This window comes from Corynebacterium capitovis DSM 44611, from assembly GCF_030440535.1.
Classification (GTDB): domain Bacteria; phylum Actinomycetota; class Actinomycetes; order Mycobacteriales; family Mycobacteriaceae; genus Corynebacterium; species Corynebacterium capitovis.
The window spans coordinates 1,353,156-1,379,093 of record NZ_CP047117.1; the positions used below are offsets into that span (position 1 = coordinate 1,353,156).

The following is a 25,938-nucleotide window of genomic DNA, read 5'->3' on the forward strand; positions in this document are numbered from 1 at the left end:
ACTACCGGCGCAGCGCCTGAACCGTCGCACGAGTGCAGTACCCTCAGAGAATCCCTCTCCCCGCCTTCCTGGAGGATCGATGACTGACAGCTTCTGGCTCGTCCTCGCAATCGTGTTGTACTTCGGCGTCATGGTCGCCATCGGCTTTTACTCGTGGCTGCGCACCTCGAAGTACGACGACTACGTGCTGGCCGACCGCGGCCTTGGCCCATTCGTCGCGGGTTTGTCAGCGGGCGCCTCCGACATGTCTGGCTGGCTACTCATGGGCTTGCCCGGGGCCCTCTTCGTCGCGGGGATGAGCGAACTGTGGATTGTCGTGGGGTTGTTCATCGGTACGTGGGCGAACTGGAAGTTCATCGCCCCAAGGTTGCGCGCTTATAGCGAGGTGGCCAAGAACTCGATCACGCTGCCTTCGTTCTTCCAGAACCGCACCCGCGACTCGTCACCGCTGCTACGCGTTGTCGCCGCGGTGATCATTATCTTCTTTTTCACTTTCTACGTCTCCTCGGGCATGGTATCCGGCGGGCGCTACTTCGAGTCGACCTTCCACGGTGATTACCTCACCGGCATGCTCATCGTCGGTTCGATCACGGTGCTCTACACCTTCCTCGGGGGTTTCCTCGCCGTGTCATACACCGATGTCGTCCAGGGCGCGCTGATGTTTCTCGCCCTCATCGCCGTGCCCGTCATGGCGCTGGTCGCCCTTGACCATCCCGCCGACATTTTTTCCTTTGCCACCTCGCATGCGTACGGCCCATGGCCCGAGGGCAACCCGAACTACTTCGACATGATCGCTGGCGTGTCGGGGGCGACCGTGATCGGCAACCTCGCCTGGGGGCTCGGCTACATGGGGCAGCCCCACATCATCACCCGTTTCATGGCACTGCGCTCTCCCGAGGAGGCCACCTCTGCGCGCCGCACGGGAACATTCTGGGTGCTCATGTGCTACCTAGGCGCGGTGAGCACCGCTCTGGTTTCTACTGTGTATTTCGCACAACACGGCAGCACAGTGACCGACCAATCTGGCTTCGAGACCATCTTCCTGGACCTTTCTCGCATTCTTTTCCACCCCTTCATCGCGGGCATCATCCTCACTGCCGTGCTGGCCGCCATCATGTCCACGATGTCCTCGCAGTTGCTCGTCACATCCTCGGCGCTTGTAGAGGACCTATACCGCGCAACCAGCCGACGCACCCCTTCGCACACAACCCTGCTCGTCCTGTCCCGATCCATGGTGGTGGCGGTAGCGGTGGTGGCCATGGTGCTGGCCGTTCACCCCTCCGACACGATCCTCAACCTCGTCGGCTTTGCCTGGGCCGGTTTCGGCGCGGCATTCGGTCCGGTGGTCGTCGCGTCGCTCTACTGGCGTCGCCTCACTGCGCCGGGCGCGGTGGCAGGGATGATCGCCGGCGCGGCCACCGTCTTCATCTGGGGTTCTATCGATGTCTTGTCCGGCGCGATCTACGAGATCGTCCCCGGCGTTGCCGTCGCCACCGCGGCCCTTGTCGTCGGCTCGCTCTTAACGACGCCGAAACCAGGCACGAGCGAAGAATTCGACTCGGCCCTCGCGGCTGCCGGCGGGAACCCCAGCGAGGCCCCGGCAGTCTAAAGAGACATGCGGTTCTTGGTGCCCGCCCTCATCGTCTTTACACTCGCCATTCTTCCTTTCCCTACCGGGCGCTTTCTTATCGACGCCCCCGCCCCTCCCCGCACCGTCCCACAGCGGGTCACCGTCTTGGGGTACGAGCGAGACGCATTCGGGGCTGGCTGGGGCAGCCTGCCTGATGGCTGCACGTCCCGCGAGGCGTTGATGGCCGCGGCGTTTTCCGCCTCGTGTCACATCCCGTATCGAAGCTGGGACTCCGCCCCGATCACGGACCCGTATTCAGGCGCGCCACTGTCCCCGGAGGATGTGGAGATTGACCACGTCTTTCCGCTTTCTGCGGCGTGGGATCTAGGCGCCCATTCGTGGACTGACTCGGCACGCCGCACCTTCGCCAACGACCCAGCTAACCTCATCGTCACCTCGTCCAAGGAGAACCAGGCGAAGTCGGATCAACTGCCCAGCGAATGGCTCCCGTCGGATTGGCGAGCGCGATGCGCTTACGTGCGCCAGGTGGCGACCGTTGCCGCGCGCTATGACCTTCCCCTCCCCCGGGCCGATCTTCGTACCTCACGCCGTCAGTGCTCCGGGTTCGGTTCCCTGTTCGCCCGTGATCGGCTCATCGCCCCCGTCTCATCCGAGGACACGCGAAGCACCACGCGGGATGCCACGTCGATTAAGGTGGGTTGACATGACCTCGTTTTTCGTCTTCCTCCATGTCGCTGCAGCTATCTTGCTGCTCGGCCCCGTTGTCGTGGCCACCTCTATGTTCCCCGGTCAGGCCGCTGAGTCCCGCGGCGGGAACGAGGAGGCCGCCGGCCGCGCCTCAATTCTGCACACCATCTCGTCGCGCTACGGCCTGTTCTCGCTGTTTGTCCCTCTCCTCGGCGCTGCCGTTCTGATCTCTGGGTGGGACGTTTACAAGACCAACTACTGGATCCACACGGCGATTGTTCTCTCCATCATCGCGTGGGCGGTGCTGTACCTGGTGGTTCTCCCCCAACAGCGCAAACTGATGTCCGTCTTATCTCACCAGGGCCCTCAGGGGCAGGGGGACGCATCGGAGTTCGAAGGCGCGAAGGCGAAAGCAACCGCGGGAGCAGGCGTGTTCAACCTGCTCTGGATCATCGCTCTCGTTCTGATGTTCCTTCCCCACCCCGCGTAGTTCGCGCCCACGGCAAAGGCCGCAGCTGAGAGCGTTCTCAGCTGCGGCCTTTAATTTTCTTTAATCGCGCCACTCTCGGCCACGACCGCCCCTCTCGCGGTCTCGGCCGCGGCGAGCACCGTAGCCGCCACCGAAGCCACCGCGACCTCCCCGGTCGCCCCGCTCGCCCCTGTTCGGAGCGCCCTGGTCACGCTTGATGTTGATCAGCTGGCCAGAGATGCGGGTGTCTCGCAGGCGGTCCAAAACTCCACGGTCGAGGTTCTTCGGCAAATCCACCAGAGTGAAGTCACCGCCGATGGTGATTCGGCCGAAGTCGCGGGAGTTCAGGCCTCCCTCATTGGCGAGCGCTCCGACGATCGCGCCCGGGCGAACATGATCGCGCTTTCCAACCTCGAGACGGTAAGTGTCAAAGGACTCATTGTCGTGCTCGCGGTCCCGGCGCCCACCGCGGCCGCCACGGTCACCCCTGTCACCCCGGTCGAAGCGATCGCCACGGTCGAAGCGGTCTCGCCCGCCCCTCTCGCCGCGTCCTCCGCGCTCACCACGATCGCCACGATCGCCACGGTCGAAGCGACCGCGGTTGTCCTTCGGCGGCTCCTTCATAAAGAAGTCGTCGGCTGCTTGAACCTGCGCAGCGAGGGCTGCCGCGATGTCATCCATCGGGATGTTGTTCGCTGCGGAGTACTCGCGAACCATCGCCTTGAACAGTTCCTGGTTCTTGGACTCCAACGAGGAGGTGATCGAGTCCATGAACTTCTGCTTGCGGCTTTCGTTCACTTCGTCGACCGTGGGCAGATCCATCTCGTCGATAGTCGCGTTGGTCACGCGCTCAATCGAGCGCAGCATGCGACGCTCGCGCGGAGTGACAAAGAGAATCGCCTCGCCGGAGCGGCCGGCGCGGCCCGTACGGCCGATGCGGTGCACGTAGCTTTCGGTGTCGTTCGGGATGTCGTAGTTCAGCACGTGGCTGATGCGCTCGACGTCGAGGCCACGGGCGGCCACGTCGGTGGCGACCAAGATGTCAAGGCGCCCGTCGCGAAGCTGATCCACCGTGCGTTCACGCTGCTGCTGAGCGATGTCACCGTTGATCGCGGCGGCAGAGAAACCGCGGGCGCGCAGCTTCTCGGCGAGCTCCTCCGTCTCCTGCTTCGTGCGGACGAACACGATCATCGCCTCGAACTCGGTGACCTCGAGAATGCGCGTAATCGCGTCGAGTTTGTTCCGGTGCGCGGTGAACAGGTAGCGCTGCGTGATGTTCGTGTTCGTACGCGTCTCGGACTTGACGGTCACCTCAGCGGGGTTGTCCAGGTACTGCTTCGAGATCCGACGAATGGCATTCGGCATGGTCGCCGAGAACAAAGCAACCTGCTTGCCTTCCGGGGTGTCATCGAGGATCCGCTCGACATCTTCCTGGAAGCCCATGTTCAGCATTTCGTCCGCTTCGTCGAGGACGAGGAAACGCAGGTTCGAGATGTCGAGGGAGCCACGCTCGAGGTGATCGATCACGCGGCCGGGCGTGCCGACGATAATCTGCGCCCCGCGCCGCAGACCGGACAGCTGGATCCCATAAGCCTGACCACCGTAGATCGGCAGAACGTGAATATTGCCCAGGTGGTCAGCGAAGGACTGGAAAGAATCCGCGACCTGGAGTGCCAACTCCCGCGTCGGCGCAAGCACGAGCGCCTGCGGATGCTGCAGGGAGGTATCAATCCGGGACAGGATCGGCAGCGCGAAAGCGGCGGTCTTACCCGTGCCCGTCTGGGCCAGGCCGACGACGTCTCGGCCCTCCATCAGGAGCGGAATGGTTTCCGCCTGAATTGCGGAGGGTTGCTCGAACCCGACCTTTTTCACCGCTTCGACGACGCGCTCAGGCAGGCTCAGTGTGGCAAACCCGCTCATGGGTTCATCAGTCGCAGCATCATCCGCATCGTGCGCGTCATCGGTTGCGGCAGTCTCAGTGGTTTCAGGTGCAGTGGCTTCGACCTCGGCCGAAGCGCCGGCTGCCTCAGAAGCTCCCGCATCCCTGGTGCCTTCAACGGCGACCGTGTCACCGGCCGCGGCATCCTGCGGGGTTTCCTGAGTTTCCGACAGATTCATGTCCGGCTCATACTCGCTGCCGGTAGCGTTTTCGGAATTGCTCATTGTTTCCCCACCATACGCTACCTGGGCCGGCTTTACTATTTGCGCTAAAAGATGGTGGCGCCAAGCCCCGACCGCCCTGTAAGCGACGTGAATCACACAGGCACACGCGCCGCGTAGTGCAGTTCACATCACCGAGCGCCTTAAAGCCGCGGACTTACCCGAAATCTGTGAGATGCCGAGCTTCCTCGCCAACGCACCTTGGACCACCTCGTTGGCCCCGACCCCCCTCGCTTCTGCGCGCGTACGCTAGGAAGCACCACGATCTACCGGAAAGCGCGTCAGAGGAAGAGCCAATGACTGAGATCACCAGAGGCAACAAAGTCGTCCTGATCGGGGCAGGTGACGTTGGCGCCGCGTTCGCATACGCCGCCGTCAACCGGGGTCTGTGCGACCAACTTGTCATCATCGACCTTGATACCAAACGCGCCTGGGGTCACGCAGAAGACCTTAACCACGCAGTTCCCTGGACCGGGCACAACACACGCGTCAGCGTAGGAGACTACGACGATTGCCGGGACGCCGCGATCGTCGTCAATTGTGCGGGAGTCGCGCAGCACGAAGGCGAGACTCGCCTCGAGCTGGTTGGGCGCAACGTCAGCATCTTCGAATCCATCAACACCTCCGTGCGCGAGTCCGGCTTCAATGGTGTGTATGTTGCGGCCACAAATCCCGTGGACATCTTGTCCTACGTGAGCTGGAAGCAGCTCGAGCTGCCGTCTAACCGAATCGTCGGTTCGGGGACGGTCCTCGACACGGCCCGCTGGCGCTACAACCTGAGCCGCTACTTCGGTATGTCCCCCTCCTCGATCCACACCTACATCATCGGTGAGCACGGGGATTCCGAGCTGGCAGCAACCGCCTACGCGACGCTGGCTGGCCTGCCCCTGTCAAAGTGGATCGCCGACCGATCCCGCACGAACCCCAACGTCGCCGCCGAGATCGACCAGCTGTTCGCAGATACCCGCGATTCCGCCTACAAGATCATCGAAGCGAAAGGGTCGACGTCCTTCGGGATCGGCGCCGGGCTCGTGCGCATTGTGTCAGCCATCCTGAAAGACGAGCAAGTTGCCCTCCCGGTCTCAACACTGCTCAGCGGCGAGTACGGGCAGGACGGGATCTACATCGGCGTCCCTGCCGTGCTCGGTCGCGGCGGTGTCGAGCAAGTCATCGAGCTTCAGCTTGACGACGACGAACGCCGCCGGTTCAGGCAGTCCGCCGACGCATTGCGCGCCGTAATGGACAGCGCCGGGTTATAAAGCCCCCGGTAAACGGTGCGTGAACATTTCGTTCGCGCACTGCACCCATCCTTTCCTGGGAGCATAATCCGGGATGTGTCCATCACCATTCTTCTTTGCATCATCGTGGTTACGGCTTTGGTGTTTGATTTCACCAACGGTTTCCACGACACGGCGAATGCGATGGCAACGTCTATTGCTACCGGCGCGCTCAAGCCGAAGGTGGCCGTTGCTCTCGCCGGTATCCTCAACTTAGTGGGTGCGTTCCTGTCCGTAGAAGTCGCGAAAACCGTTGCCGCCGGCATTGTCCGGCTGGATAATTTCGACCTCGGGGATGCGGCCCAGGCCGAGACTCTCCTTCTCGTTGTCCTCGCCGGGGTCGGCGGAGGGATCTTATGGAATCTCTTTACCTGGGTTTTCGGCATCCCCTCCAGCTCCTCGCACGCGCTCTTCGGCGGCCTGATCGGGGCGGGCATTGCCGCCATGGGCTTCGGCGGCGTCGTGTGGCACGGCGTGCTAGACAAGATCGTCGTTCCTGCCCTTGCGGCGCCGTTCGTGGCCGGTTTGGTGGCTCTCGTCGGAACCTGGCTTGTCTACCGGCTCACCAACGACACCGAGCCGCACCACCGCGATACGTACTTCCGGTGGGGTCAGATCGGCTCCGCTTCCCTTGTAGCACTTGCGCACGGCACCTCTGACGCGCAAAAAACCATGGGCGTGATTTTCCTCGCCTTCGTCGCCGCCGGCCACTTCCAATCTGATGACCCGATGCCTTTCTGGATCCAGCTGGCCTGCGCCACCGCCATCGCGGCCGGGACGTATTCCGGCGGCTTCAGGGTCATCCGCACCCTGGGCAAGGGGCTCGTCGAGATCCACCCGCCACAGGGCATGGCTGCCGAGACCTCGTCCGCGGCCATCATCCTCACCTCGTCCCACCTTGGTATGGCTTTGTCGACCACCCACGTCGCCACCGGTTCCATCATGGGATCGGGCCTTACTGGCCCGAAAGGCGAGGTGCGCTGGACCGTCGCCGGGCGCATGTTCCTCGCTTGGGTCACGACGCTGCCCATCGCCGCCCTCGTCTCCTTCCTTGTCTGGTCGGTGGGCAAGCTCGTCGCCGATCTGACCGGAAACCTCGTCATCGGTGGTGCTGTTCTCGCGGCGATTATCGCCATCGCGGGTGGTTACATGTTCTACCGCGCCAACCAGAACCCCGTAACCACGGACAACATCAACGACGACTGGGACGAAGAAGGCATCACCCCGGCTCCCTCCGACGAGACAAAGCGTCCGCGGCGTCGCATTTACGGCGAGCCCGGAGAGTTTGTGGACACCAGCGCTGGGCTCAACCCCGATGGCGGGCCCCGCACCGGCTCCACTGTAGCTGCTAGATCCGACAACCCCGACCGACCAGCAACCTCCTAAGGAACCGTCGTGGAACTTCTTACCTCTCTTTTCTGGGTCATAGCCGGCGGGCTCATCCTTGGCGCCGGGTTGCCCGCCCTGTTCTCCCTCGGCATCCACTTTGTTACCCCGCCAGCGGGATCCGATGACTCCTACCGAGTCAGCGGGCCCCGGAAAATTATCGCCTGGGTGTTCTTCGCCATTACCATTGCGTTTATCTTCGCTGGCATCTTGCTCATTGCACGCGAACGCATTGAGTACTTCTCGGGCTGGGACCCCTACCCTTTCCTGTAGACTCCTCCGCCGCGCGGGCGCACACGGCGTCCCGCGTTATATCGAATATATTTTCGACATTGCGATGGCCACGTCTAGCCCGCCAGCTAACGTGCCATGCATGTTCACTTTCTCAACGAGACCCCGCGCAGCTGAAACCCCCACCCCCACCGACATCACAGAGCAGCACCCCGCCACGGTCGATGCTCTCCACTCCGTCATCCGGCACCCGCGTTCGCTTGCACGACCAACCGCGCAATGGCGCCCGCCGGTTAAGGAACTGCCCGCAATCCACGGCGGCCCGCGTCTCGCGGTGGCGGTAACGCGGCGGCGAGTCGGGCCCCGTGCGAAAGCCCGGATACGGGGATACGGCGAGTCCGCGGTCCCGGCCTATCTGGTTGAGTTGCGTTTCACCGACGCCACAGGGCTTCGCACCGACCGGCGACACTCCGACGCTTGGATCCGCTCCCTCGTCGCGGACGAGGACATCACTGCGGTGCACGAGCTCGGCTCCCCCGTGGCCGCGGACTACGTGTGGCTGGTGGATGGATCGTACCGGCCCGTGCCTTCTCCCCCATCCCTCTTTGCGGGTCTTGCTGTGGCTTAACCGGAGCTAAACCTCGTCTTCCACAGCAGACTCCTCGGAGGGGTCAATTCCCTCCTCTTCCCCGAAAGAACCGTCGGTGTCGGCATCGGCGTCGTCGCGGCCGAAAATGTCGTAGACGTCGAGCTCATCCTCGTCGTCGTCTTCAACGGGAAGAAGTTGCGCCTCCCAGTCTTCCGCCTGGTCAGCAGCCAGCGAGAGGACGTCGAAAAGACGATCAAAATCCGTGAAAGCGCCGAGCTCGAGAACTTCGGCCTCTGACACTGCCTCGCTGTGGATCGTCTCGAAAAGGCGGGCGCGGTCTTCATCCGTGAGCTCGCCGTCGCCGTCCGATTCCCATAGCTCGCCGATGGCGTCATCCATGAGGTCGTCGTAATTGTCGGTCAGCGCGATGAAAGACACAGCAGCGGTCGGCTGGCCACCGTCGACCTCAACACGCACGTGCAGCTCGGCGCTGTCACCTACCTCAGCGCGCACGAGTTGACTGTTGATGCGGTCGGGGAAGAACTCGAGGTCCGAGATGCGCTCGTCAGTTGCCTCGAGCAAGTCCCTCAGGACGGTCACGACTTGGTCGGTCGCGACATGCTCGGCTACCGTCGCCACCGCGTCCTCGACGGAGAACACGACGGACACGAGGACAGCCTCGAACTCCTCATCGTCCTCGTCTACGTCCGCTGCGGCGATATAGACATTCGCTGCCGGCAGGTGCGGGTCGATCTCAACGAACTGAATCTCCACGTCGGCCGTGATGGGCACGAACATGGTCTCGTCATGCACCCGAGACTCGATCCCTTCGCGGTCAAGGGCGGCGGCAATGTCCTCAAAAAAGCTCATAGCGCACCAGTTCCTTCCAGTGGTGTGTTGAAGAGTCCACCCGTGTTGGTCGACGGCACCCCAGCCTAGCCATTGGCCCGCCGTTTCGCCGGGCTCGGTTATTCGTCATCCGTGGCGGGGACGTCGAACCCGAAGAACTCGGTGAGGGATTCGAGAAGGTCCTCGCGGTTCGTGCCCCACTCACGCATGTCGAAGTCCTCCCATGCCCGCCGCTGCGCAGCTTTCGGGTCGTATTCAACGCGCAACCCTCTTCCGAAGATGGCCGTCGCCCGGCCCGGCGCGGTGTCGTCCCGGAATCCGTACTGTGGCCAATCGGCGCCCGGTGCCCCGGTATGAAAGAAAGCTCCCCAATGGTGCTGCATGAGATGACTCACTTCCGCGAACCCCTCCTTCGTTCCGAATCGGTCGAACCACGCCGCGCGGGTGGCAAACGGGTCTCCGAAGACAGCCGTGAGGTCGGCCGTGTGCATCGCCCCCAGGCCGAGGCGGCGCATCGTAGCCGACGCGTATTCAAAGCGGTACATCCATGTGGGAGCGATGCGCCGATGAGAGGTTGCCACCATCACCGACGGCGCCCAGAACACCGCGTCCGCGATGAGGTCCGCGAACTCAGACCGGCCGCCCGCGAAACCGTATGCTTCCAAAACGAGCTGCGCGTTGGCGGGGTCGAAAACGCCGAGCGCGCGGTTCGCTGCCCTGCGACGAGCACGCGCCGATTGGTACATCGCTTTCGCGAAACTCGCCTCGTCGGAATTGGTCCCAATGATGAGCGGGACGGGGGCTTGTGTACCCTCCTCGAAAACGTCGATGGGGTGGCCCGGCAGAGTGTCTCCGTCGACCGTTGGCATAAACGCAGTGTTGAACTGGACGATTTCTTTGCCGTTGAGCAGCATGGACTGCCCCACCCGGACAAGCTCCTCCGCGTCCTCCCGGCGGAGGTCGTCGAGGCTGGCGTTGCTGTCCAGGCCGATTCCGTCGAGAAGCGAGCGCACCCACATCGCAGCCTGCACCCGCGAGTGGACACTGGCGCACGGCGCCGATTGAGCAATAGCACCGTGGAATAACCCGCGGGCTGCGGGGGCGGACATGAGGTGTATGACCGCCGCGCCCCCGGCGGACTCACCCATGATGGTCACGCGAGTGGGGTCGCCGCCGAAAGCACCGATGTTCTCCTGCACCCACCGCAAAGCGAGGATCTGATCGAGGAGTGCGGGGTTAGCGGCGCAGTCGTAGCTCAAGGAACGAAAGTCGAGGTAACCCAGCACCCCGAGACGAAAGTTCACAGACACGTAGACGATGTCCGTCGCCTGGACAAGGTAGTGGCCCTGTAACACTTTTTCATGGCTCGCACCCGTCACAAACGTCCCGCCGTGAAAATAGACCACGACGGGCAACACCTCATCGGTGTCGGGCCGGACTACGTCGAGGTGCAGGCAGTCCTCGCTACCCGTGACTGCATCCCGCCACCCAAACGTCCCTTGGAGTGCGGGTGCCGCGTACCAGGAAGCGTCGCGTTCCGCTTCCCAGGGCTCCGGTGGGCGCGGGGCGCGGAAACGGTGCGACCCCGCGGTATCAGCGCCGTACGGAACTCCCCTCCAGGTTCGGGCTCCCGTCGCTGGGTCAACAACACCGCGCACTGCCCCCGCCACGGTGTGGGCAACGGGCCGAACCGTTGATTCCATGACCAATACAGTAGCCGTGTGTAACGTTGTGGTCTCTGGAGGAATTATCCCGTTTCGCTGGGTGCTGTACCGGGCGGAAGACCCCCTACCCCACCACATTCCCAGGAGGTACTACGTGTCTTGTGACCGGTCGCGCCGCGATCACGTCGATAAGAAAAGCGGCCCCGTAATTACGGACGCACTGGGTTCTGATGCGGCGGCGTTGGAGCGAGAAGCTGGGCCACTCGGCCGCGCGCTCATTGCCACCGTGGATAAGGCGGCGCACCTCCAGTCGGGCACCGTGCGCTCGTACGTCGACAGGGTCCGCCGGCACAACCCCGACGCGACCCCCGCAGAGGCGCAGGCGATCCTAGACAAGCACTTCCGCAACACGGTGTCAGGAACGGGTGCCGGTGCCGGGCTCGCCGCTGCAATTCCGGGGATTGGTCTGCTCACGGGCAGTGCCGCGATCGCGGGTGAGTCCGTGGCCTTTTTGGACATCGCCGCATTTTACGCGATGGCCAGCGCATACCTTCGCGGGGTTGACATCAATGACCCGGAGCGCCGCCGGGCGATTGTGCTCATCGTCCTGACCGGCGCGCAGGGCCTTTCCGTCGTGGACACGGTGCTGCGCACGGACGGCTCGGTACTGACGTCGATTGCAGGCCTATCCAAATTTTCGGGACCGCGCCTGGCGGAGGCCAATAGTATTCTCACGCGAACCGCCTTAAAGGCCGTGACGAAGCGTCTGCGCCGAGCCTGGCTGGGCAAGCTGTTGCCGTTGGGCTTGGGCGCAGTTGCGGGGGCAAGCGCGAACCGCACACTCGCCGCAACCGTTGTTGAGAGCGTGGGCCCTAGCCTTGGCCCGTTGCCCGCTGCGTTCGATACCCCGCTGACCGAAGTGGAAAAACGAGACGAACCCGCAGCGAATGGGAAGAAGGGATTGTTCAAACGAAAGAATTAGGACACACCGACCTTGTACGGTTTTCTGTAGCCGCCAGCCCGTGGGCCGCGGCCGGCGCATTCATTGCCGCTGCAATCGCCGCGTTCGGGCAAACCGCCCTGCCCGCGTTGACGGGGCGCGCCATCGATGTCGCGGTAGGTGCGACCCCTGGTTCTCTCTCCATCCTCGTTTGGGCCATGGTTGGCGTCGCGCTCGCGACCTTCGCGTTGTCGTGGGTGCGCCGTTTCGCCGGGGGCTGGTGGGCCGCCGGCAGCCAGCACCGGGTGAGGCTCGGTTTGCTTCGCACGTTGCAGCGTCTCGACGGCCCCGGGCAGGACGACATCGTTACCGGCCAAATCGTCTCTCGCTCGATCACGGACTTAAACCAGTTCCACATGGTGCTCAGTTCGCTGCCCCTCTTTGCCACGCGGGCGCTTCAGCTCGCCGCCACCCTGGTCGTCATGTTCTCCGTCAATCCGGTGCTTACAGCAGCCTCCCTGGCCTGGGTGCCCCTTATTTTGTGGGAAGCCAACCGGTCACGTCGCGCTCTGTACGCCGCGACGTGGGTGAACCAGCAATCGGCGGCGGACTTGGCCTCCCACGTTGAACAGACTGTCTCGGGCGTCCGTGTTGTCAAGGCCTTCGGACGCGAGGAGCGGGCAATCGATGAGCTCGACCGGCTGGGCCGCCATCTCTACGCGGTGAAGATGCGCACCGCGCGACTGAGTGCCCGGTTCCAACCGCTGCTGTCGCAGTTGCCTAAAGTCGCATTGGTAGTCACGATCGTCGCCGGGGGCCTCATCGCAATCCGCGGCGGAATGTCCGTGGGCGGGTTCGTCGCATTCACGGCGTACCTCACCTCTTTGACCAGCACGTTGTCTATGCTGACCAACCAGTACGTGCGTTTGCAGATGGGACGCAGCTCGATAGACCGGCTCGGTGAGGTACTCGGGCTGCGCCCGTCCAGAGTCGAGCCCGCCACACCGGCGGCCCTGCCCGACGGACCCACCGGCCTGCGTTTCGAAGACGTGAGCTTTTCCTCCGGCGGCCACCGCGTCCTTGACGGTTTCAGTCTCACCGTCAACCCCGGTGAGAGCGTGGCGATCGTCGGTCCCGCCGGCGCAGGTAAGTCCATGGCCGTCCAGCTCGCCGGCGCCTTTTACGAACCTGATGCGGGAGGCATGTCGCTTATCGACGCCACCGCTCACCCGACCCCCTACACCGAGCTCACGACCACCCAGATTCGCTCGCGGGTGACGTGCGTTTTCGACGAGGCCTTCCTGTTCTCCTCTTCCATTCGCGACAACATAGCGATGGGAGCTCCGGGGGGTGCTTCCGAGGCCGACATCCGCCGGGCTGCCGCCCTCGCGCGAGCCGACGAGTTCATCGACGAGCTGCCTGCGGGATACGACACGGTGGTCGGCGAGCGCGGACTAACCCTGTCCGGCGGCCAGCGGCAGCGCGTCGCCCTGGCCCGGGCCTACCTGGCTAGGCCCGCCGTGCTCGTCCTCGACGACGCGACCAGTGCGATCGACGCGGAAAACGAGGCAGCCATTCTGTCCAACATGCGGCGTGAGCTCGCCGATACCGCCGTCATTGCGGTCGCCCACCGGCAGTCGACCGTGGACAGCGCGGACCGGGTCGTCGTGCTGCGGGAAGGCCGGGTCGTTGCCGACGGCCCGCGCGCCACGGTCATCTCCCATCCCGCGTACATAGAGCTGATGTCGCCCGCAGACAGGGTGGCGGTTGACCCCGAGCCCTCCCACGAGCGGTTGTGGCCGCACGTCGTAAGGGCCGGCCAGGAGCACGTCCCCGCTCCGGTCCGCGGCGCGGTGGTGGCCGACGACGCGCTGCGAAGGCGGGTGGAAACACTGCCGCCGGCGACCGAGGAGCCGCACCTAGCGGCAGAGCGTCTGCGGCGCGCGTCCCGCCCATTTCGAGTGCGCGATCTCTTCAGCTCGGTGAAATGGCTCATCGTAGCGTCGATCGCGCTCCTGGTCATCGGTGTGCTCGCCGACCTCGCCTTCCCGACCCTCATTCGGACTGCCATCGACCGGGGAATTACGCCGGCCGAGCCCGACGCGCTGTGGCTCGTGGGCGTTGCGGCGCTCGCGACAGTCGTCGTGGCCTGGGCCGCGGATGCCACGATGACGGTCCTGAGCTCGCGCGCGGGTGAGCGCCTCCTCTACGGGCTGCGCCTTCGCAGTTATGCGCATGTTCAGCAGCTCGGTCTGAGCTATTTCGAGCGCACGCTCTCGGGCAAGATCATGACCCGCATGACCACGGACATCGATACCCTGTCCAGCTTCTTGCAAACAGGCCTAGCGCAGGCGGTTGTGTCCGTGGGAACGCTAGTGGGTGTGAGTGCCATGTTGGTGGCCACAGATGCCCCACTCACCCTCGTCGCCCTCGCCGCGGTTCCTGTGATTGCGGGTACCACGTGGGCCTTCCGGATCATCTCGAAGCACCTCTACGAGGCCACGCGCACGCAGATTTCCCTTGTCAACGGTGAGTTCGCAGAGCTGATTGGGGGCATCCGGGCAACGCAAATGCACAGGGGGGAGGAGTCCGCCGAGCGCGCGTTCGCCGACCAGGCCGACCTCTACCGTCGTTACAGAGTGCGCTCCGCGATTCTCATGGCGACCTACTTCCCCGGCATGCAGGCAATTTCCCAGATCATGACGGCTATCATCATCGCCGTCGGCGGGCAACGCGTCGCTGCTGGGGATCTCAAGGTGGGGATCCTGGTCGCGTTCACGATGTACCTCGGCCAGCTCTACGGGCCGATCCAGCAGCTGGGTCAAATCTTCGACTCGTGGCAGCAAGCGACGGTCTCGTTCACTCGCATCACGGGGCTGCTTCGCACTTCGACGACCGTGCCGGACTCCGGGACGTCGCGCGGTGCGGCTGAGGCCGCGCGCGGGCCGCTGAGCTTCGACAACGTCACCTTCGGCTACGCCGATTCGGACCCGGTTCTTCACGACCTCAACGTCACCTTCCGCCCCGGTGAAACTATCGCGCTGGTGGGCCCGACCGGGGCCGGGAAGTCCACCGTCGTCAAGCTCCTCGCCCGGTTTTACGATCCGACCCGGGGCACCGTGAGGGCGTCGACAAGCGATATTGCCTCCTTCCCTCTCAGCCAGTGGCGACGCGCAGCCGCCCAGGTCCCGCAGGAGACCTACCTCTTTCCTGGCACCGTGGCCGAGAACATCGCGTACGGAGTCGACGGCGCGACTAACGCCGATATTGAAAACGCGGTGCGCCGAATCGGCGGGCTGGGGGTCATTGGGGCGATCCCCGGGGGTTTCAACCACCCAGTCGGCGAACGTGGCCGCGGTCTGAGTTCGGGCCAGCGCCAGATCATCGCCCTCGCGCGCGCCGAGCTGCTCGACCCGCCGCTACTTCTTCTCGACGAAGCCACCGCCACCCTCGATCCGGCAACCGAGAGGGAGGTGCTCGTCGCCTCAGAGCGGGCGGCAACAGGCCGCACCTGCCTCGTCGTGGCTCACCGCCTGGCAACGGCGGCGCGCGCCGACCGAGTACTTGTCATCGACAAAGGACGTATCATTGAGGACGGCTCCCACGAAACCCTCCTTGAGCGGGGTGGCCGGTACGCCCGGATGTGGTCAGTCCACCGCTAACGGGGGTGGCGGGCGCGCGAACCGAACACCGTCCCCGAGACAAGTTAGCGCGCAGCCTAGGGGCGCAATTAAAGTCAATGGAAACTTACGCTTAACTAAACCCGAGAAGAGAGGCGAGTTCCTGCCGTGAGCAGCGAAAACAGTTTCGGCCAGAACGACTGGCTGGTGGATGAGATGTACCAGCAGTTCCACAAGGATCCGAACTCCGTGGACAAGGAGTGGCGCGAGCTGTTCGAGAAGAAAGGCACCCCCGGAACTGCGACGGGCGCCTCTACTCCCGCCGCCTCCCCCACCCCCGCGTCCACCGCGTCCACCGCGTCCACCAAGGAAAAGGACGCGAAGGCGGCCGAGCGTGTCCGGACGGACCCTCAGCTCTCCGCGACAACGGCCGCCCCGAGCCAAGACGGGCGTGCTACAAAGGTAGACCAAGCAGCCTCGGATGCACTGACCGAGCGGACGAAGCGGACGAAGGTTCTTCAAAAGCCCAAAACCTCTCCGCTGGATAAGCTGTCCTCCGTCTCCACCGAGCCGGGCGAGGTCCAGCTCAAGGGCGCGTTCAAGGCCATTGCCAAGAACATGAACGAGTCACTGTCCGTGCCGACTGCCACGACGGTGCGCGACATGCCGGTCAAGCTCATGTTTGAGAACCGCTCGCTGGTCAACGACCACCTCAAGCGCACCCGCGGTGGCAAGATCTCCTTCACTCACATTATTGGCTACGCCATTGTCCAGGCCACTAAGCTCCACCCGGACATGAACAAGAGCTACCGCGAGGAGGGCTCCAAGTCCTTCGCGGTCCAGCCTGAACACATTAACCTCGGCCTGGCCATTGACCTCCCCCAGAAGGACGGGTCCCGGTCGCTCGTCGTGGCGGCAATCAAGGAATGCGAGCGCCTGACCTTCGACAAGTTCGTCGCCGCGTACGAAGGCATCGTGGAGCGCGCCCGCGTGGGCAAGCTGAAGATGGATGACTTCCAAGGCGTCACCATCCAGCTGACTAACCCGGGCGGCATTGGAACCCGGCACTCCATCCCGCGCCTGACCAAAGGACAGGGAACTATCGTCGGTGTCGGTGCGATGGATTACCCGGCGGAGTTCGCCGGTGCCTCTCAGGACCGGCTTGCGGAGCTGGGCGTGGGCAAGCTGGTCACGCTCACCTCCACCTACGACCACCGCGTGATCCAAGGCGCGGAGAGCGGTGAGTTCCTCCGCGACATCTCGCAGCTTCTTATCGACGATAAGTTCTGGAACGACATCTTCACCGCGATGGAAATCCCCTACGCCCCGCTCCGTTGGGCGCAGGACCTTCCGAACTCGGGCATTAACAAGGACACCCGCGTCATGCAGCTGATCGAGGCGTACCGCTCCCGCGGTCACCTCATCGCCGACACGAACCCGCTTCGCTGGCACCAGCCGGGTCTGCCCCGCCCCGACGCCCGCGACCTCGATATGGAGACCCACGGCCTGACGCTGTGGGACCTTGACCGCACATTCCACGTCGGCGGGTTCGGAGGTAAGGAAACGATGGCCCTGCGCGAGGTCGTCTCCCGCCTTCGCGCAGCCTACACCCTCCACGTGGGTGCCGAATACACCCACGTCCTTGACCGTGACGAGCGCGAATGGCTGCGCGACCGCGTTGAGGCCGGGATGCCCAAACCCACGAACGCCGAGCAGAAGTACATCCTGCAGAAGCTCAACGCAGCCGAGGCTTTCGAGAACTTCCTGCAGACGAAGTACCTGGGCCAGAAGCGCTTTTCCCTAGAAGGCGCCGAAACCCTCATCCCGCTTATGGACGCTGTCATTGACACCGCCGCCGGCCAGGGGCTGGACGAGGTTGTGATCGGCATGCCTCACCGTGGCCGTCTAAACGTCCTGTTCAATATCGTCGGCAAGCCCGTGGCCACCATCTTCAACGAGTTCGAGGGCAATATGCAGTCCGCCCAGCAGGGCGGGTCCGGCGACGTCAAGTACCACCTCGGCTTCCAGGGTGAGCACATCCAGATGTTCGGTGACGGCGAGATCAAGGTATCCCTTGCCGCGAACCCGTCTCACCTGGAGGCGGTCGACCCGGTCATGGTGGGCATCGCCCGCGCGAAAGATGACAAGCTCAGAAACGAGCAGGGGCGCACTGACCACCCGGTAGTCCCGCTTATGCTCCACGGCGATGCGTCCTTCGCTGGCCTCGGCATCGTCCAGGAAACCCTGAACCTCTCCAACCTCAACGGCTACTCCGTCGGCGGAACCGTGCACATCGTGGTGAACAACCAGATCGGTTTCACCACCACGCCCGACGCCGGCCGTTCCACGTACTACGCCACCGACCTGGCAAAGGGCTTCGACTGCCCCGTCTTTCACGTCAATGGTGACGACCCGGAAGCCGCAGCCTGGGTCGCGCAGCTCGCGACGGAATACCGCCGCGAGTTTGGCAAGGACGTCTTCATCGACCTGATCTGCTACCGCCTCCGCGGCCACAACGAGGCCGATGACCCCACCGTGACGCAGCCGTTGATGTACGAGCAGATCCAGTCCCACCCGACGGTTCGTACGCGCTATACCAACGACCTCATCGGACGTGGCGACATCACCGAAGAAGAGGCCGAGATCGCAGCCCGCGACTTCCACGACCAGCTTGATTCGGTCTTCTCGGACATCAAGGCGAGCGAGGGCAAACCCAGCGAGCAGACCGGCATCACCGAGGCCCAAAAGCTCACCCGCGGTTTGGACACGTCCATATCTCGCGAGACCTTCGAGCGGCTGGCACGCTCCTACTCCTCACTGCCGGACGACTTCACCCCGAACAAGCGGTTGAACTCAGTGCTCAAGAAGAGGGGCAACTCGCTTAACGACGGCGACATCGACTGGGGCTGGGGCGAGCTGCTCGCATTCGGCTCGCTTGCCGAGCAGGGTAAGTCCGTTCGCCTGGCTGGTGAAGATTCCCAGCGCGGGACGTTTACCCAGCGCCACGCAGTGCTCTACGACCCGGAGACGGGCCGCAGCTACAACCCGCTGCACGAAAACGCCGTCGAGGCCGGCAACGATGGACGCTTTGAGGTCGTCAACTCAGCGCTGACCGAATACGCCGGCTTGGGCTTTGAGTACGGCTACACCGTGGGCAATTCCGATGCCGTCGTCGCATGGGAGGCGCAGTTCGGTGACTTCGCCAACGGTGCGCAGACGATCATCGACGAGTACATCGCCTCTGGTGAAACCAAGTGGGGCGAGCTGTCGTCGCTTATCACCCTCCTGCCCCACGGTTACGAAGGGCAGGGCCCGGACCACTCCTCGGCCCGTATCGAGCGCTTCCTGCAGCTCGTTGCGGAGGGGTCGATGACGGTGGCCCAGCCGTCGACCCCGGCAAACCACTTCCACCTGCTCCGGCGCCAAGCGCTGGGTGAGATGAAGCGCCCGCTCATCGTCTTCACACCGAAATCGATGCTGCGCAACAAGGCAGCTGTGTCGCAGCCAGCCGATTTCACCGATGTGAAGAAGTTCCAATCAGTCATCGACGACCCGGCCTTCGTCACCCTCGACAACACCCGCGTCGAGGGGGCCGACCCGAACTCCGTCGAAACGATCATGCTGTGCTCCGGCAAGATCTACTACGAGCTGGACAAGCGTCGCCAGAAGGACAAGAGGACGGACGTCGCGATCATCCGCATCGAAATGCTGCACCCGATCCCCTTCAACCGTCTGCAGGACGCCTTCGCGAACTACCCGAACGCGAAGCAGGTCCGCTGGGTACAAGACGAGCCCGCGAACCAAGGCGCGTGGCCGTTCTACAACGAGCACCTGCGCCGTTTCATCCCGGATATGCCCGAGATGGTGCGCGTGTCCCGCCGCGCGCAGTCGACAACCGCGACGGGCGTTGCCAAGGTGCACCAGATGGAGGATAAGCAGGTCCTCGACGAGGCATTTGCCGCGTAAACCGGCCTAGCTAAAGCCGGTCGCCCGCTTCGCGGGTGGCCGGCTTTACTTCTGCGTGGAGGTGCCGATCCCCATAGCCGCAATCGCATCACGCGCACGTTCCGCCGTCGCGGGGTCGCATACAACGTCATACCGTCCGGCGACAATCGCGGTGCTGGAGGAGAAGTCCCGCTGCCCTCCCGTCATGGCGTAGCTGATGGCAGCAAACACCATGCCGAAGATGGCACCGATGACGAGGGATGTCGCAAACACGACCCACCCCGCACCGGGAACCGCGAAGAGGGCGAATATGAGCCCGATGAAAATGCCCAACCAGGCTCCGGAGAGCGCGCCCCCGCCCACGACGCGGGGCCATGTAAGGCGCCCTACGACTTTTTCCACCTGCATCAGGTCGACGCCGACGATGGACAGGTCTTCGACGGGAAATTCCTGGTCAGAGAGGCCGTCCACGGCCCGCTGGGCATCGGAATAGGTTGTAAAACTGCCAACGGGCCAGCCTGCGGGCCGCTCGGGGACTGACTTTCGCTGCACCTGGTTTGCCATGGGGCCTCCGTAGTTTCTGTAGATCAACCGTCTGAGGGAAAGTCTACTGGCACCGGCCGCAGGCGCTACGTTTTCAACCGGTCCTATAATGGTCCCACATGTCTGACGCACTTACTGAATCCCGCGTCCGCGATGCGCTGAGTCGCGTTGAGGACCCAGAAATTGGCCGTCCTATCACCGAACTCGACATGGTGGAATCTGTCTCGATCGACGGCGATTCAGTGTCCGTGGGGGTTTACCTCACCATCGCGGGGTGCCCAATGCGCGACCAGATCGAAAAGAACGTCCGCGCCGTCGTCCAAGATCTCGAGGGCGTGGGTTCGGTCAACGTGAGGATGCACACGATGAGCTCCGAGCAGCGGCGCGCCCTGAGCCTGAAGCTGCGCGGGGAGCAATCCTCCCCGGTTATACCGTTCGCCGACCCCAACTCGCGGACCCGCGTCTTCGCGGTGGCGTCCGGTAAAGGCGGCGTCGGCAAGTCCTCGATGACTGTGAACCTTGCGGCGTCCCTCGCAAGCCAGGGACTGACCGTGGGCATCCTCGACGCGGACATCTACGGGCACTCAATCCCGGCGCTCATGGGATCGGCGCACATCCCGCCGACGGTCGTGGACGACATGATCATGCCGCCAATTTCGCACGGTGTGCGGCACATTTCGGTTGGGCAGTTCGTGGAGGGCAACGCCCCCGTCGTGTGGCGTGGCCCGATGCTCACGCGCGCTATCCACCAATTCCTCACCGACGTCTACTGGGGCGACCTTGACGTGCTGTTTATGGACCTTCCCCCGGGGACCGGGGATGTCGCCATTACGGTGGCGCAGCTGGTTCCGAGCGCGGAGCTGATCGTTGTGACGACCCCTCAGGCCGCGGCAGCGGAGGTCGCGGAGCGCGCCGGGACTATCGCACAACAAACCGGCCAGAAGATCGCTGGTGTTGTGGAAAACATGGCAGGCATGGTGCTCGACGACGGCACCGTCCTCAACATCTTCGGTGAGGGCGGTGGTCACACCGTCGCGGACCGCCTCACGGCGCTGACGGACAGCGACGTCGCCCTCCTCGGCTCCGTTCCTCTCGACGCGCAGCTACGTGAGTCGGGCGATACGGGGACCCCGGTTGTGCTTTCCCATCCCGACTCCCCGTCCGCCCGATCCATCGCCGATGTCGCAGCGACGCTCAAGGTTCGCCGTGATTCCCTCGCCGGCAAAAGCCTCGGCCTCGGCGTCACACACTAGGTGATATCTGCCCAGGAGAAACTGGAACCGGTGCCCCCCTCGCTTGTTTTCTTCGGGGCTGGGCGGGGTCCCTGCCGCGGGGGCATGGCGGGTGCCGGGCGATCGCCCAGCGCGGAACGGGGGTCGATGTCGTCGAGGGCAGCCTCGTCGCCGTCGAAAAGAAGCTTCGCTGCGGCCTTGCGGGGTCCTAGCGACGCGTACTCGGTGACCGCACTGAGGGGTTTGCGCAGCTCATCGAACTCCTCCCCCAGTCCGCCGTCGAGCTCTTTCTTGGCGTTGTCAATCGCCTTGCGCGCCGCGTAGAGGGCAGCGCGCACGTCCTTCACTACGCTGGGGAGCCGCTCAGGGCCAATAACAATGAGGCCGATGATGAGGATGAAGAAGATCTCACCCCAGCCGATACTGGAAAACACCTCGAACCTCCCGCTTATCCCCGCCGCCAGTTGCTGCGACGGCGTACGTCCGCGGCGCATTGCGCCTGCGCGGCAACCTCGTTGAGCCGTTGGAGGAGCGACTCCGGCGCGCGAACGGAATCGCCCTGGCTCCCTTGCCGCAAGCGTTCAGCGGCAGCGCGCTGGATGTTGACCTCGCGCCAGCACTCATCGCAGACGACAATGTGTGCCCGGGCTCGGTGCGCCGCACTGTCCGACAACTCGCCGTCCGCGAACGCGGCCACGGCCTCCGTGCTCAAGTGGTCAGTGGAGGAAAACGCGCGGGTGCCCGCCCGTTTTGGGGAGGGCCCGTGAAGATGGAGAGCGATCTTGGGACCTCCTTCTCGGGTGCGGCCATCACTTATTACCCTAGCGCGCTAGTGGCTACGGATGAGTTCGCGCGCGCTCGCGTCGTTGAGGGCCTGCGCCTCCAAGCTCTCGCGGAGCTGCGCCCGCCCCCGGTGAATGCGGGATCGCACGGTGCCCATCTTCACACCGAGAGTCGACGCGATCTCCTCGTAGCTCATCCCGACGACGTCGCACAGGACCACTGCAACACGGAAATCGGGGGAGAGCCCGTCCAGCGCGCGCTGCAGGGCAGGGTCCAAGTTCGAGTCGGAGTAAACCTGCTCAGGGGTGCGGTCCGTTCCAGGCACGCGTTCGTAATCCTCGGGCAGAGAGTCCATCCGGATCTTCGCCCGGCGGCGAACCATGTCTAGGAACAAGTTGGTGGTAATCCGGTGCAGCCACCCCTCAAACGTGCCGGGCTTGTAGTTACGTAGGGAGCGGAAAACCCGCATGAACGTCTCCTGCGTCAGATCCTCCGCGTCATACTGGTTCCCGGCGAGACGGTAGGCCAGCCGGTAGACACTGTCGGCGTGCTCGGCGACGAGCTCTGACCACGAGGGCATGTTACCCGCCCCCGCATCAAACGCGGCAGTGCCGGAAAGGGGTTCGGGGGCGGGAGATTTCATGGGAAAAATTGTCCCAAACTAGGATGACAAACTCCAGCAAAATGACTGGCAAATCGCTGGTGGCGGGTAACGATCCGCTAACGGTTAGAATAGGTCGCGTGAACAGCTCCCACGACTCCGCCTTTACGCTCATGAACGACTTCCTCACCGGCGCGGAAGCCGACGGGGATACGCCCTTCCACCGCGGTCTCGCCCGGGCCCGGGCAGATGCGGAGGAGAATTTCCTATCGGCACCCGGTGTGTCCCTGGGAGGGTTGTTGTCCATCCTGGCGGCGTCGGGGACGCAGGGAGCCGTGGCAGTGACCCCAGCCGCGGGGGTTGTGGGTCTGCACATTCTTCGCGGGCTTCCTCCGAAAGCCGCGCTGACGTGCATTGACCCAGAAACCGTGCACCAGTCGGGGGCGCGCGAGGCGTTCCGCGAAGCCGGGTTTGCACCCGCCCGCGCCCGCTTTCTGACAGCGCGGCCGCTCGACGTCATGAGCCGCCTTGCGCCAGGCTCGTACCAGCTTGTCTACGCGGACGTCTCCCCCGTTGACATGTCCGCGGTCCTGCACGCGGCGTGGCCCCTCCTCGCCCCGGGGGGAACGCTCGTTCTCGCGGACTCACTTCTCGACGGAACCGTCGCCGACCACACCCGCCGAGACCGAGAAACTGAAGCTGCCCGCGCGGCGTGGGGGGACGTCGACAAGCTGGCGGCTGAGGAAGGAGCCCTAGTGGCCTACCTCCCCCTCGACGGGGGAACCACCCTCGTGACTCGGCGCTAAACTACCTGGTTTTTGCCCACGACCACGACGCCGCTGTCCGAGACGGTGTAGCGCTCGCGGTCCTGCTCGACGTTGACCCCGAGGATCTCCCCGTCGGAGACGTAGACGTTCTTATCCAAGATGGCGTGACGAACCACCGCGCCTTTGCCGACGCGAACCCCGGGCATAAGCACCGAGCCCTCTACGGTCGCGCCTTCCTCGATTCGGACATCGGTGGAGAGTACCGAGTTCCGCACCGTCGCGCCCGAGACGATGGAGCCGGACGCAACGATTGACTCCTGCGCGATGCCCCCGAGGACAAACTTCGCCGGCGGAAGGTTGCTGTCTTCCGTCGAGTGGATCGGCCACGCCTTGTTGTACAGATTAAAGACGGGGTGCGAGGAAATGAGATCCATGTGCGCATCGTAAAACGAGTCGATCGTACCGACATCGCGCCAGTAACCCTTGTCGCGTTCGGTGGCGCCCGGTACCTCGTTGCCCGAGAAGTCATATACGTTGGCCTCGCCCTTGGTCACGAAATACGGGATGATGTCGCCGCCCATGTCGTGGTTAGAGTCATCGTTTTGCTCGTCTTCGAGCAGCGCCTTGATCAACGCCTCCGTAGAAAACACGTAGTTGCCCATGGAAGCAAAGGTGACGTCGGGGTCATCCGGGGTGCCGGGCGGGTCGGCGGGCTTTTCCAGGAACTCCGTCACGGTGCCGTCCTCGTCGGCCTGAATGCAACCGAAGGCCGTGGCCTCCCCGCGCGGCACGCGGATCCCCGCCACGGTCGCCGCCTTGCCGGAGCGAATGTGATCCTCCACCATTTGCGAGGGGTCCATCCGGTAAACGTGGTCCGCGCCGAAGACGAGAACGTAATCGGGGTGGTCGTCGTAAATCAGGTTAAGCGACTGCACAATGGCGTCGGCCGAGCCGTTGTACCACCGCTTACCACGGCGCTGCTGCGCCGGAACTGACGCGATGTACTGCGGCGTGGGACCCGAAACGTTCCACGCCGTTGCGACGTGCCGGTCCAGAGAATGTGATTTGTACTGGGTCAGGACCGCAATGCGCATGTACCCCGCGTTGACGAGGTTGGAAAGCACAAAGTCAATCAAGCGGTAATTGCCGCCGAAGGGCACGGCTGGCTTCGCACGGTCAGCAGTCAGCGGGAAGAGGCGCTTTCCCTCTCCGCCCGCAAGGACGATGGCGAGGACACGAGGCTGGTTTTTCACACCTCCCCAGCTTATGTCGTTTTGTGTAGAGCTGCACGGGGTTTGGTGCGCAGGATGTGCTGAGCGGGTCTGGTGGCGGGTCTGGTGGCGGGTCTGGTGGCGGGTCTGGTGGCGGGTTTGGTGGCGGGTCTGGTGGCGGGTTTGGTGCGCTCGGGCAGGTTCGTCACTAGGCTCGGCGGGCATGAAAGTCGGAATGTTGACTAGGGAGTACCCGCCGGAGGTGTACGGGGGTGCCGGGGTCCACGTCACTGAGCTGACCCGGTTTATGCGCGAAATCGTCGACGTTGATGTCCACTGCATGGGTAAGCCCCGTGACGGCGAGCGGGTCTTCGTCCACGGGGTCGACCCCGCACTCGAGGATGCGAACAGCGCGCTGAAGACCCTCTCTACCGGGCTGCGCATGGCACACGCCACGTCCGGCCTCGACGTCGTCCACTCGCACACCTGGTATTCGGGCCTGGGCGGGCACCTCTCAGGTCTGCTTCATGAGGTACCCCACGTCGCCACAGCACACTCACTCGAGCCGGATCGCCCGTGGAAGCGGGAACAGCTCGGAGGGGGATACAACGTGTCCTCCTGGTCGGAGAAGAACGCGATGGAGTACGCCGACGCGGTGATCGCGGTGTCGTCGGGAATGAAGGAGTCGATCCTGCGCGCTTACCCGCGCATCCCCGAGGACAAGGTTCACGTGGTCCTCAACGGCGTCGATACCGCGAAGTGGTTCCCGGGGACGACCGAAAACGGGGTGCTTGACGAGCTCGGTGTGGACACTCACGCACCCATGGTCGCCTTCGTGGGGCGCATCACCCGCCAGAAGGGAGTCGCTCACCTACTCAAGGCGGCTTCGCTTTTCGACGACGGCGTGCAGCTCATTCTCTGCGCCGGCGCCCCCGATACCCCGGAAATCGCCGAGGAGACGAAAGCACTTGTCGACGACCTGCGCACACGGCGCGAAGGCGTCTTCTGGGTCCAAGATATGCTGCCCGGGGACAAGATCCGCGAAGTCTACGCGGCCGCAGACGTTTTCGTTTGCCCCTCCATCTACGAGCCGCTCGGCATCGTCAACCTCGAGGCAATGGCGTGTGGCACCGCCGTGGTCGCCTCCCGCGTCGGCGGGATCCCGGAGGTCGTCGTCGATGGCGAAACCGGGACATTAGTCGACTACAACGAGGCGGAGCCGGAAGCCTTCGAGCACGGCATCGCAGAGGCGGTCAACGCCATCATCGTTCACCGCGACACCGCCGAACGGATGGGCCGCGCCGGCTTGGAAAGGGTGCGCACGCACTTCACGTGGGAGAGGATCGCGCGCGAGACTGTCGATATCTATCAGAGTTTGATTGAAGGGTAATTT

General features: G+C 63.9%; 21 protein-coding genes. 13 read left to right on the top strand and 8 right to left on the bottom strand.

The annotated features are described in order from the left end of the window. Positions 1–79: 79 nt before the first annotated feature. The 3 genes from putP to CAPI_RS06600 are packed head-to-tail and all read left to right on the top strand — an operon-like array spanning position 80 to position 2,768. Positions 80–1,609, top strand: a complete 1,530-nt coding sequence (gene putP / locus CAPI_RS06590) for a sodium/proline symporter PutP (protein WP_018017852.1) — start codon at positions 80–82, stop codon at positions 1,607–1,609. Between the two features lie 6 nt (positions 1,610–1,615). Beyond that, on the top strand, positions 1,616–2,293 hold the full coding sequence (locus CAPI_RS06595; protein WP_018017853.1) for an HNH endonuclease family protein: 678 nt from the start codon (positions 1,616–1,618) through the stop codon (positions 2,291–2,293). A 1-nt stretch (position 2,294) separates the two neighbouring features. Next, positions 2,295–2,768, top strand: coding sequence for a hypothetical protein (locus CAPI_RS06600; protein ID WP_018017854.1), 474 nt, complete (start codon positions 2,295–2,297; stop codon positions 2,766–2,768). Positions 2,769–2,828: 60 nt separating this feature from the next. On the opposite strand, the gene CAPI_RS06605 is transcribed toward CAPI_RS06600, so the two are convergent. Beyond that, a complete protein-coding gene (locus tag CAPI_RS06605; RefSeq protein ID WP_018017855.1) occupies positions 2,829–4,910 on the bottom strand; it encodes a DEAD/DEAH box helicase in 2,082 nt (693 codons plus the stop codon). A 293-nt stretch (positions 4,911–5,203) separates the two neighbouring features. Here CAPI_RS06605 and CAPI_RS06610 point away from each other — a divergent pair, with 293 nt between their 5' ends. From CAPI_RS06610 to CAPI_RS06625, 4 genes are all read left to right on the top strand, one after another. After that, entirely contained in the window at positions 5,204–6,166 is a 963-nt protein-coding gene (locus CAPI_RS06610) for an L-lactate dehydrogenase (protein ID WP_018017856.1), read from the top strand. Positions 6,167–6,241: 75 nt separating this feature from the next. Then, positions 6,242–7,570, top strand: coding sequence for an inorganic phosphate transporter (locus tag CAPI_RS06615; RefSeq protein WP_018017857.1), 1,329 nt, complete (start codon positions 6,242–6,244; stop codon positions 7,568–7,570). 9 nt (positions 7,571–7,579) lie between these two features. Beyond that, positions 7,580–7,843: a hypothetical protein gene (locus CAPI_RS06620; RefSeq protein ID WP_018017858.1), complete on the top strand. Its 264-nt coding sequence runs from the start codon at positions 7,580–7,582 to the stop codon at positions 7,841–7,843. Between the two features lie 100 nt (positions 7,844–7,943). Beyond that, positions 7,944–8,429, top strand: a complete 486-nt coding sequence (locus CAPI_RS06625; RefSeq protein ID WP_018017859.1) for a hypothetical protein — start codon at positions 7,944–7,946, stop codon at positions 8,427–8,429. Positions 8,430–8,435: 6 nt separating this feature from the next. On the opposite strand, the gene CAPI_RS06630 is transcribed toward CAPI_RS06625, so the two are convergent. Further along, complete coding sequence (locus tag CAPI_RS06630; protein WP_018017860.1) at positions 8,436–9,260, bottom strand: hypothetical protein; 825 nt, start codon at positions 9,258–9,260, stop codon at positions 8,436–8,438. Positions 9,261–9,358: 98 nt separating this feature from the next. Beyond that, positions 9,359–10,942, bottom strand: coding sequence for a carboxylesterase/lipase family protein (locus CAPI_RS06635; protein ID WP_026157175.1), 1,584 nt, complete (start codon positions 10,940–10,942; stop codon positions 9,359–9,361). Here CAPI_RS06635 and CAPI_RS06640 point away from each other — a divergent pair. From CAPI_RS06640 to CAPI_RS06650, 3 genes are all read left to right on the top strand, one after another. Continuing rightward, positions 10,941–11,885, top strand: a complete 945-nt coding sequence (locus tag CAPI_RS06640; protein ID WP_211205610.1) for a hypothetical protein — start codon at positions 10,941–10,943, stop codon at positions 11,883–11,885. The two genes, CAPI_RS06635 and CAPI_RS06640, sit on opposite strands and share 2 nt — an antisense overlap. Then, positions 11,864–15,505 (top strand): ABC transporter ATP-binding protein, encoded by a 3,642-nt coding sequence (locus tag CAPI_RS06645; protein WP_026157176.1) that lies wholly within the window; start codon positions 11,864–11,866, stop codon positions 15,503–15,505. Before CAPI_RS06640 ends, CAPI_RS06645 begins: the two co-directional genes overlap by 22 nt. Positions 15,506–15,631: 126 nt before the next feature. Further along, a complete protein-coding gene (locus CAPI_RS06650) occupies positions 15,632–19,429 on the top strand; it encodes a multifunctional oxoglutarate decarboxylase/oxoglutarate dehydrogenase thiamine pyrophosphate-binding subunit/dihydrolipoyllysine-residue succinyltransferase subunit (RefSeq protein ID WP_018017864.1) in 3,798 nt (1,265 codons plus the stop codon). Positions 19,430–19,474: 45 nt separating this feature from the next. On the opposite strand, the gene CAPI_RS06655 is transcribed toward CAPI_RS06650, so the two are convergent. Beyond that, on the bottom strand, positions 19,475–19,972 hold the full coding sequence (locus CAPI_RS06655; protein WP_018017865.1) for a general stress protein: 498 nt from the start codon (positions 19,970–19,972) through the stop codon (positions 19,475–19,477). A gap of 98 nt (positions 19,973–20,070) precedes the next feature. Here CAPI_RS06655 and CAPI_RS06660 point away from each other — a divergent pair, with 98 nt between their 5' ends. Further along, positions 20,071–21,204 carry an Mrp/NBP35 family ATP-binding protein gene (locus tag CAPI_RS06660; protein WP_018017866.1) on the top strand — a complete coding sequence of 378 codons (1,134 nt, stop codon included), beginning with the start codon at positions 20,071–20,073 and terminating at the stop codon, positions 21,202–21,204. Here CAPI_RS06660 and tatB read toward each other — a convergent pair. From tatB to sigE, 3 genes are all read right to left on the bottom strand, one after another. Further along, positions 21,201–21,677, bottom strand: coding sequence for a Sec-independent protein translocase protein TatB (gene tatB / locus CAPI_RS06665; protein ID WP_245531645.1), 477 nt, complete (start codon positions 21,675–21,677; stop codon positions 21,201–21,203). The two genes, CAPI_RS06660 and tatB, sit on opposite strands and share 4 nt — an antisense overlap. After that, complete coding sequence (locus CAPI_RS06670; RefSeq protein ID WP_051059730.1) at positions 21,632–21,895, bottom strand: zf-HC2 domain-containing protein; 264 nt, start codon at positions 21,893–21,895, stop codon at positions 21,632–21,634. The genes tatB and CAPI_RS06670 overlap by 46 nt, the downstream gene beginning before the upstream one ends. A gap of 117 nt (positions 21,896–22,012) precedes the next feature. Further along, positions 22,013–22,609 carry an RNA polymerase sigma factor SigE gene (sigE, locus tag CAPI_RS06675; protein WP_018017869.1) on the bottom strand — a complete coding sequence of 199 codons (597 nt, stop codon included), beginning with the start codon at positions 22,607–22,609 and terminating at the stop codon, positions 22,013–22,015. 98 nt (positions 22,610–22,707) lie between these two features. Between sigE and CAPI_RS06680 the strand changes: the two genes are divergently transcribed. Next, complete coding sequence (locus CAPI_RS06680) at positions 22,708–23,373, top strand: O-methyltransferase (protein ID WP_018017870.1); 666 nt, start codon at positions 22,708–22,710, stop codon at positions 23,371–23,373. Here CAPI_RS06680 and glgC read toward each other — a convergent pair. Then, the gene (gene glgC, locus CAPI_RS06685) at positions 23,370–24,587 is read right to left on the bottom strand and encodes a glucose-1-phosphate adenylyltransferase (protein WP_018017871.1); all 1,218 of its coding nucleotides are present in this window, start codon (positions 24,585–24,587) and stop codon (positions 23,370–23,372) included. The two genes, CAPI_RS06680 and glgC, sit on opposite strands and share 4 nt — an antisense overlap. Before the next feature lie 181 nt (positions 24,588–24,768). Here glgC and glgA point away from each other — a divergent pair, with 181 nt between their 5' ends. Next, positions 24,769–25,935 (top strand): glycogen synthase, encoded by a 1,167-nt coding sequence (gene glgA, locus CAPI_RS06690; RefSeq protein WP_051059731.1) that lies wholly within the window; start codon positions 24,769–24,771, stop codon positions 25,933–25,935. The last annotated feature ends 3 nt before the right edge of the window (positions 25,936–25,938 follow it).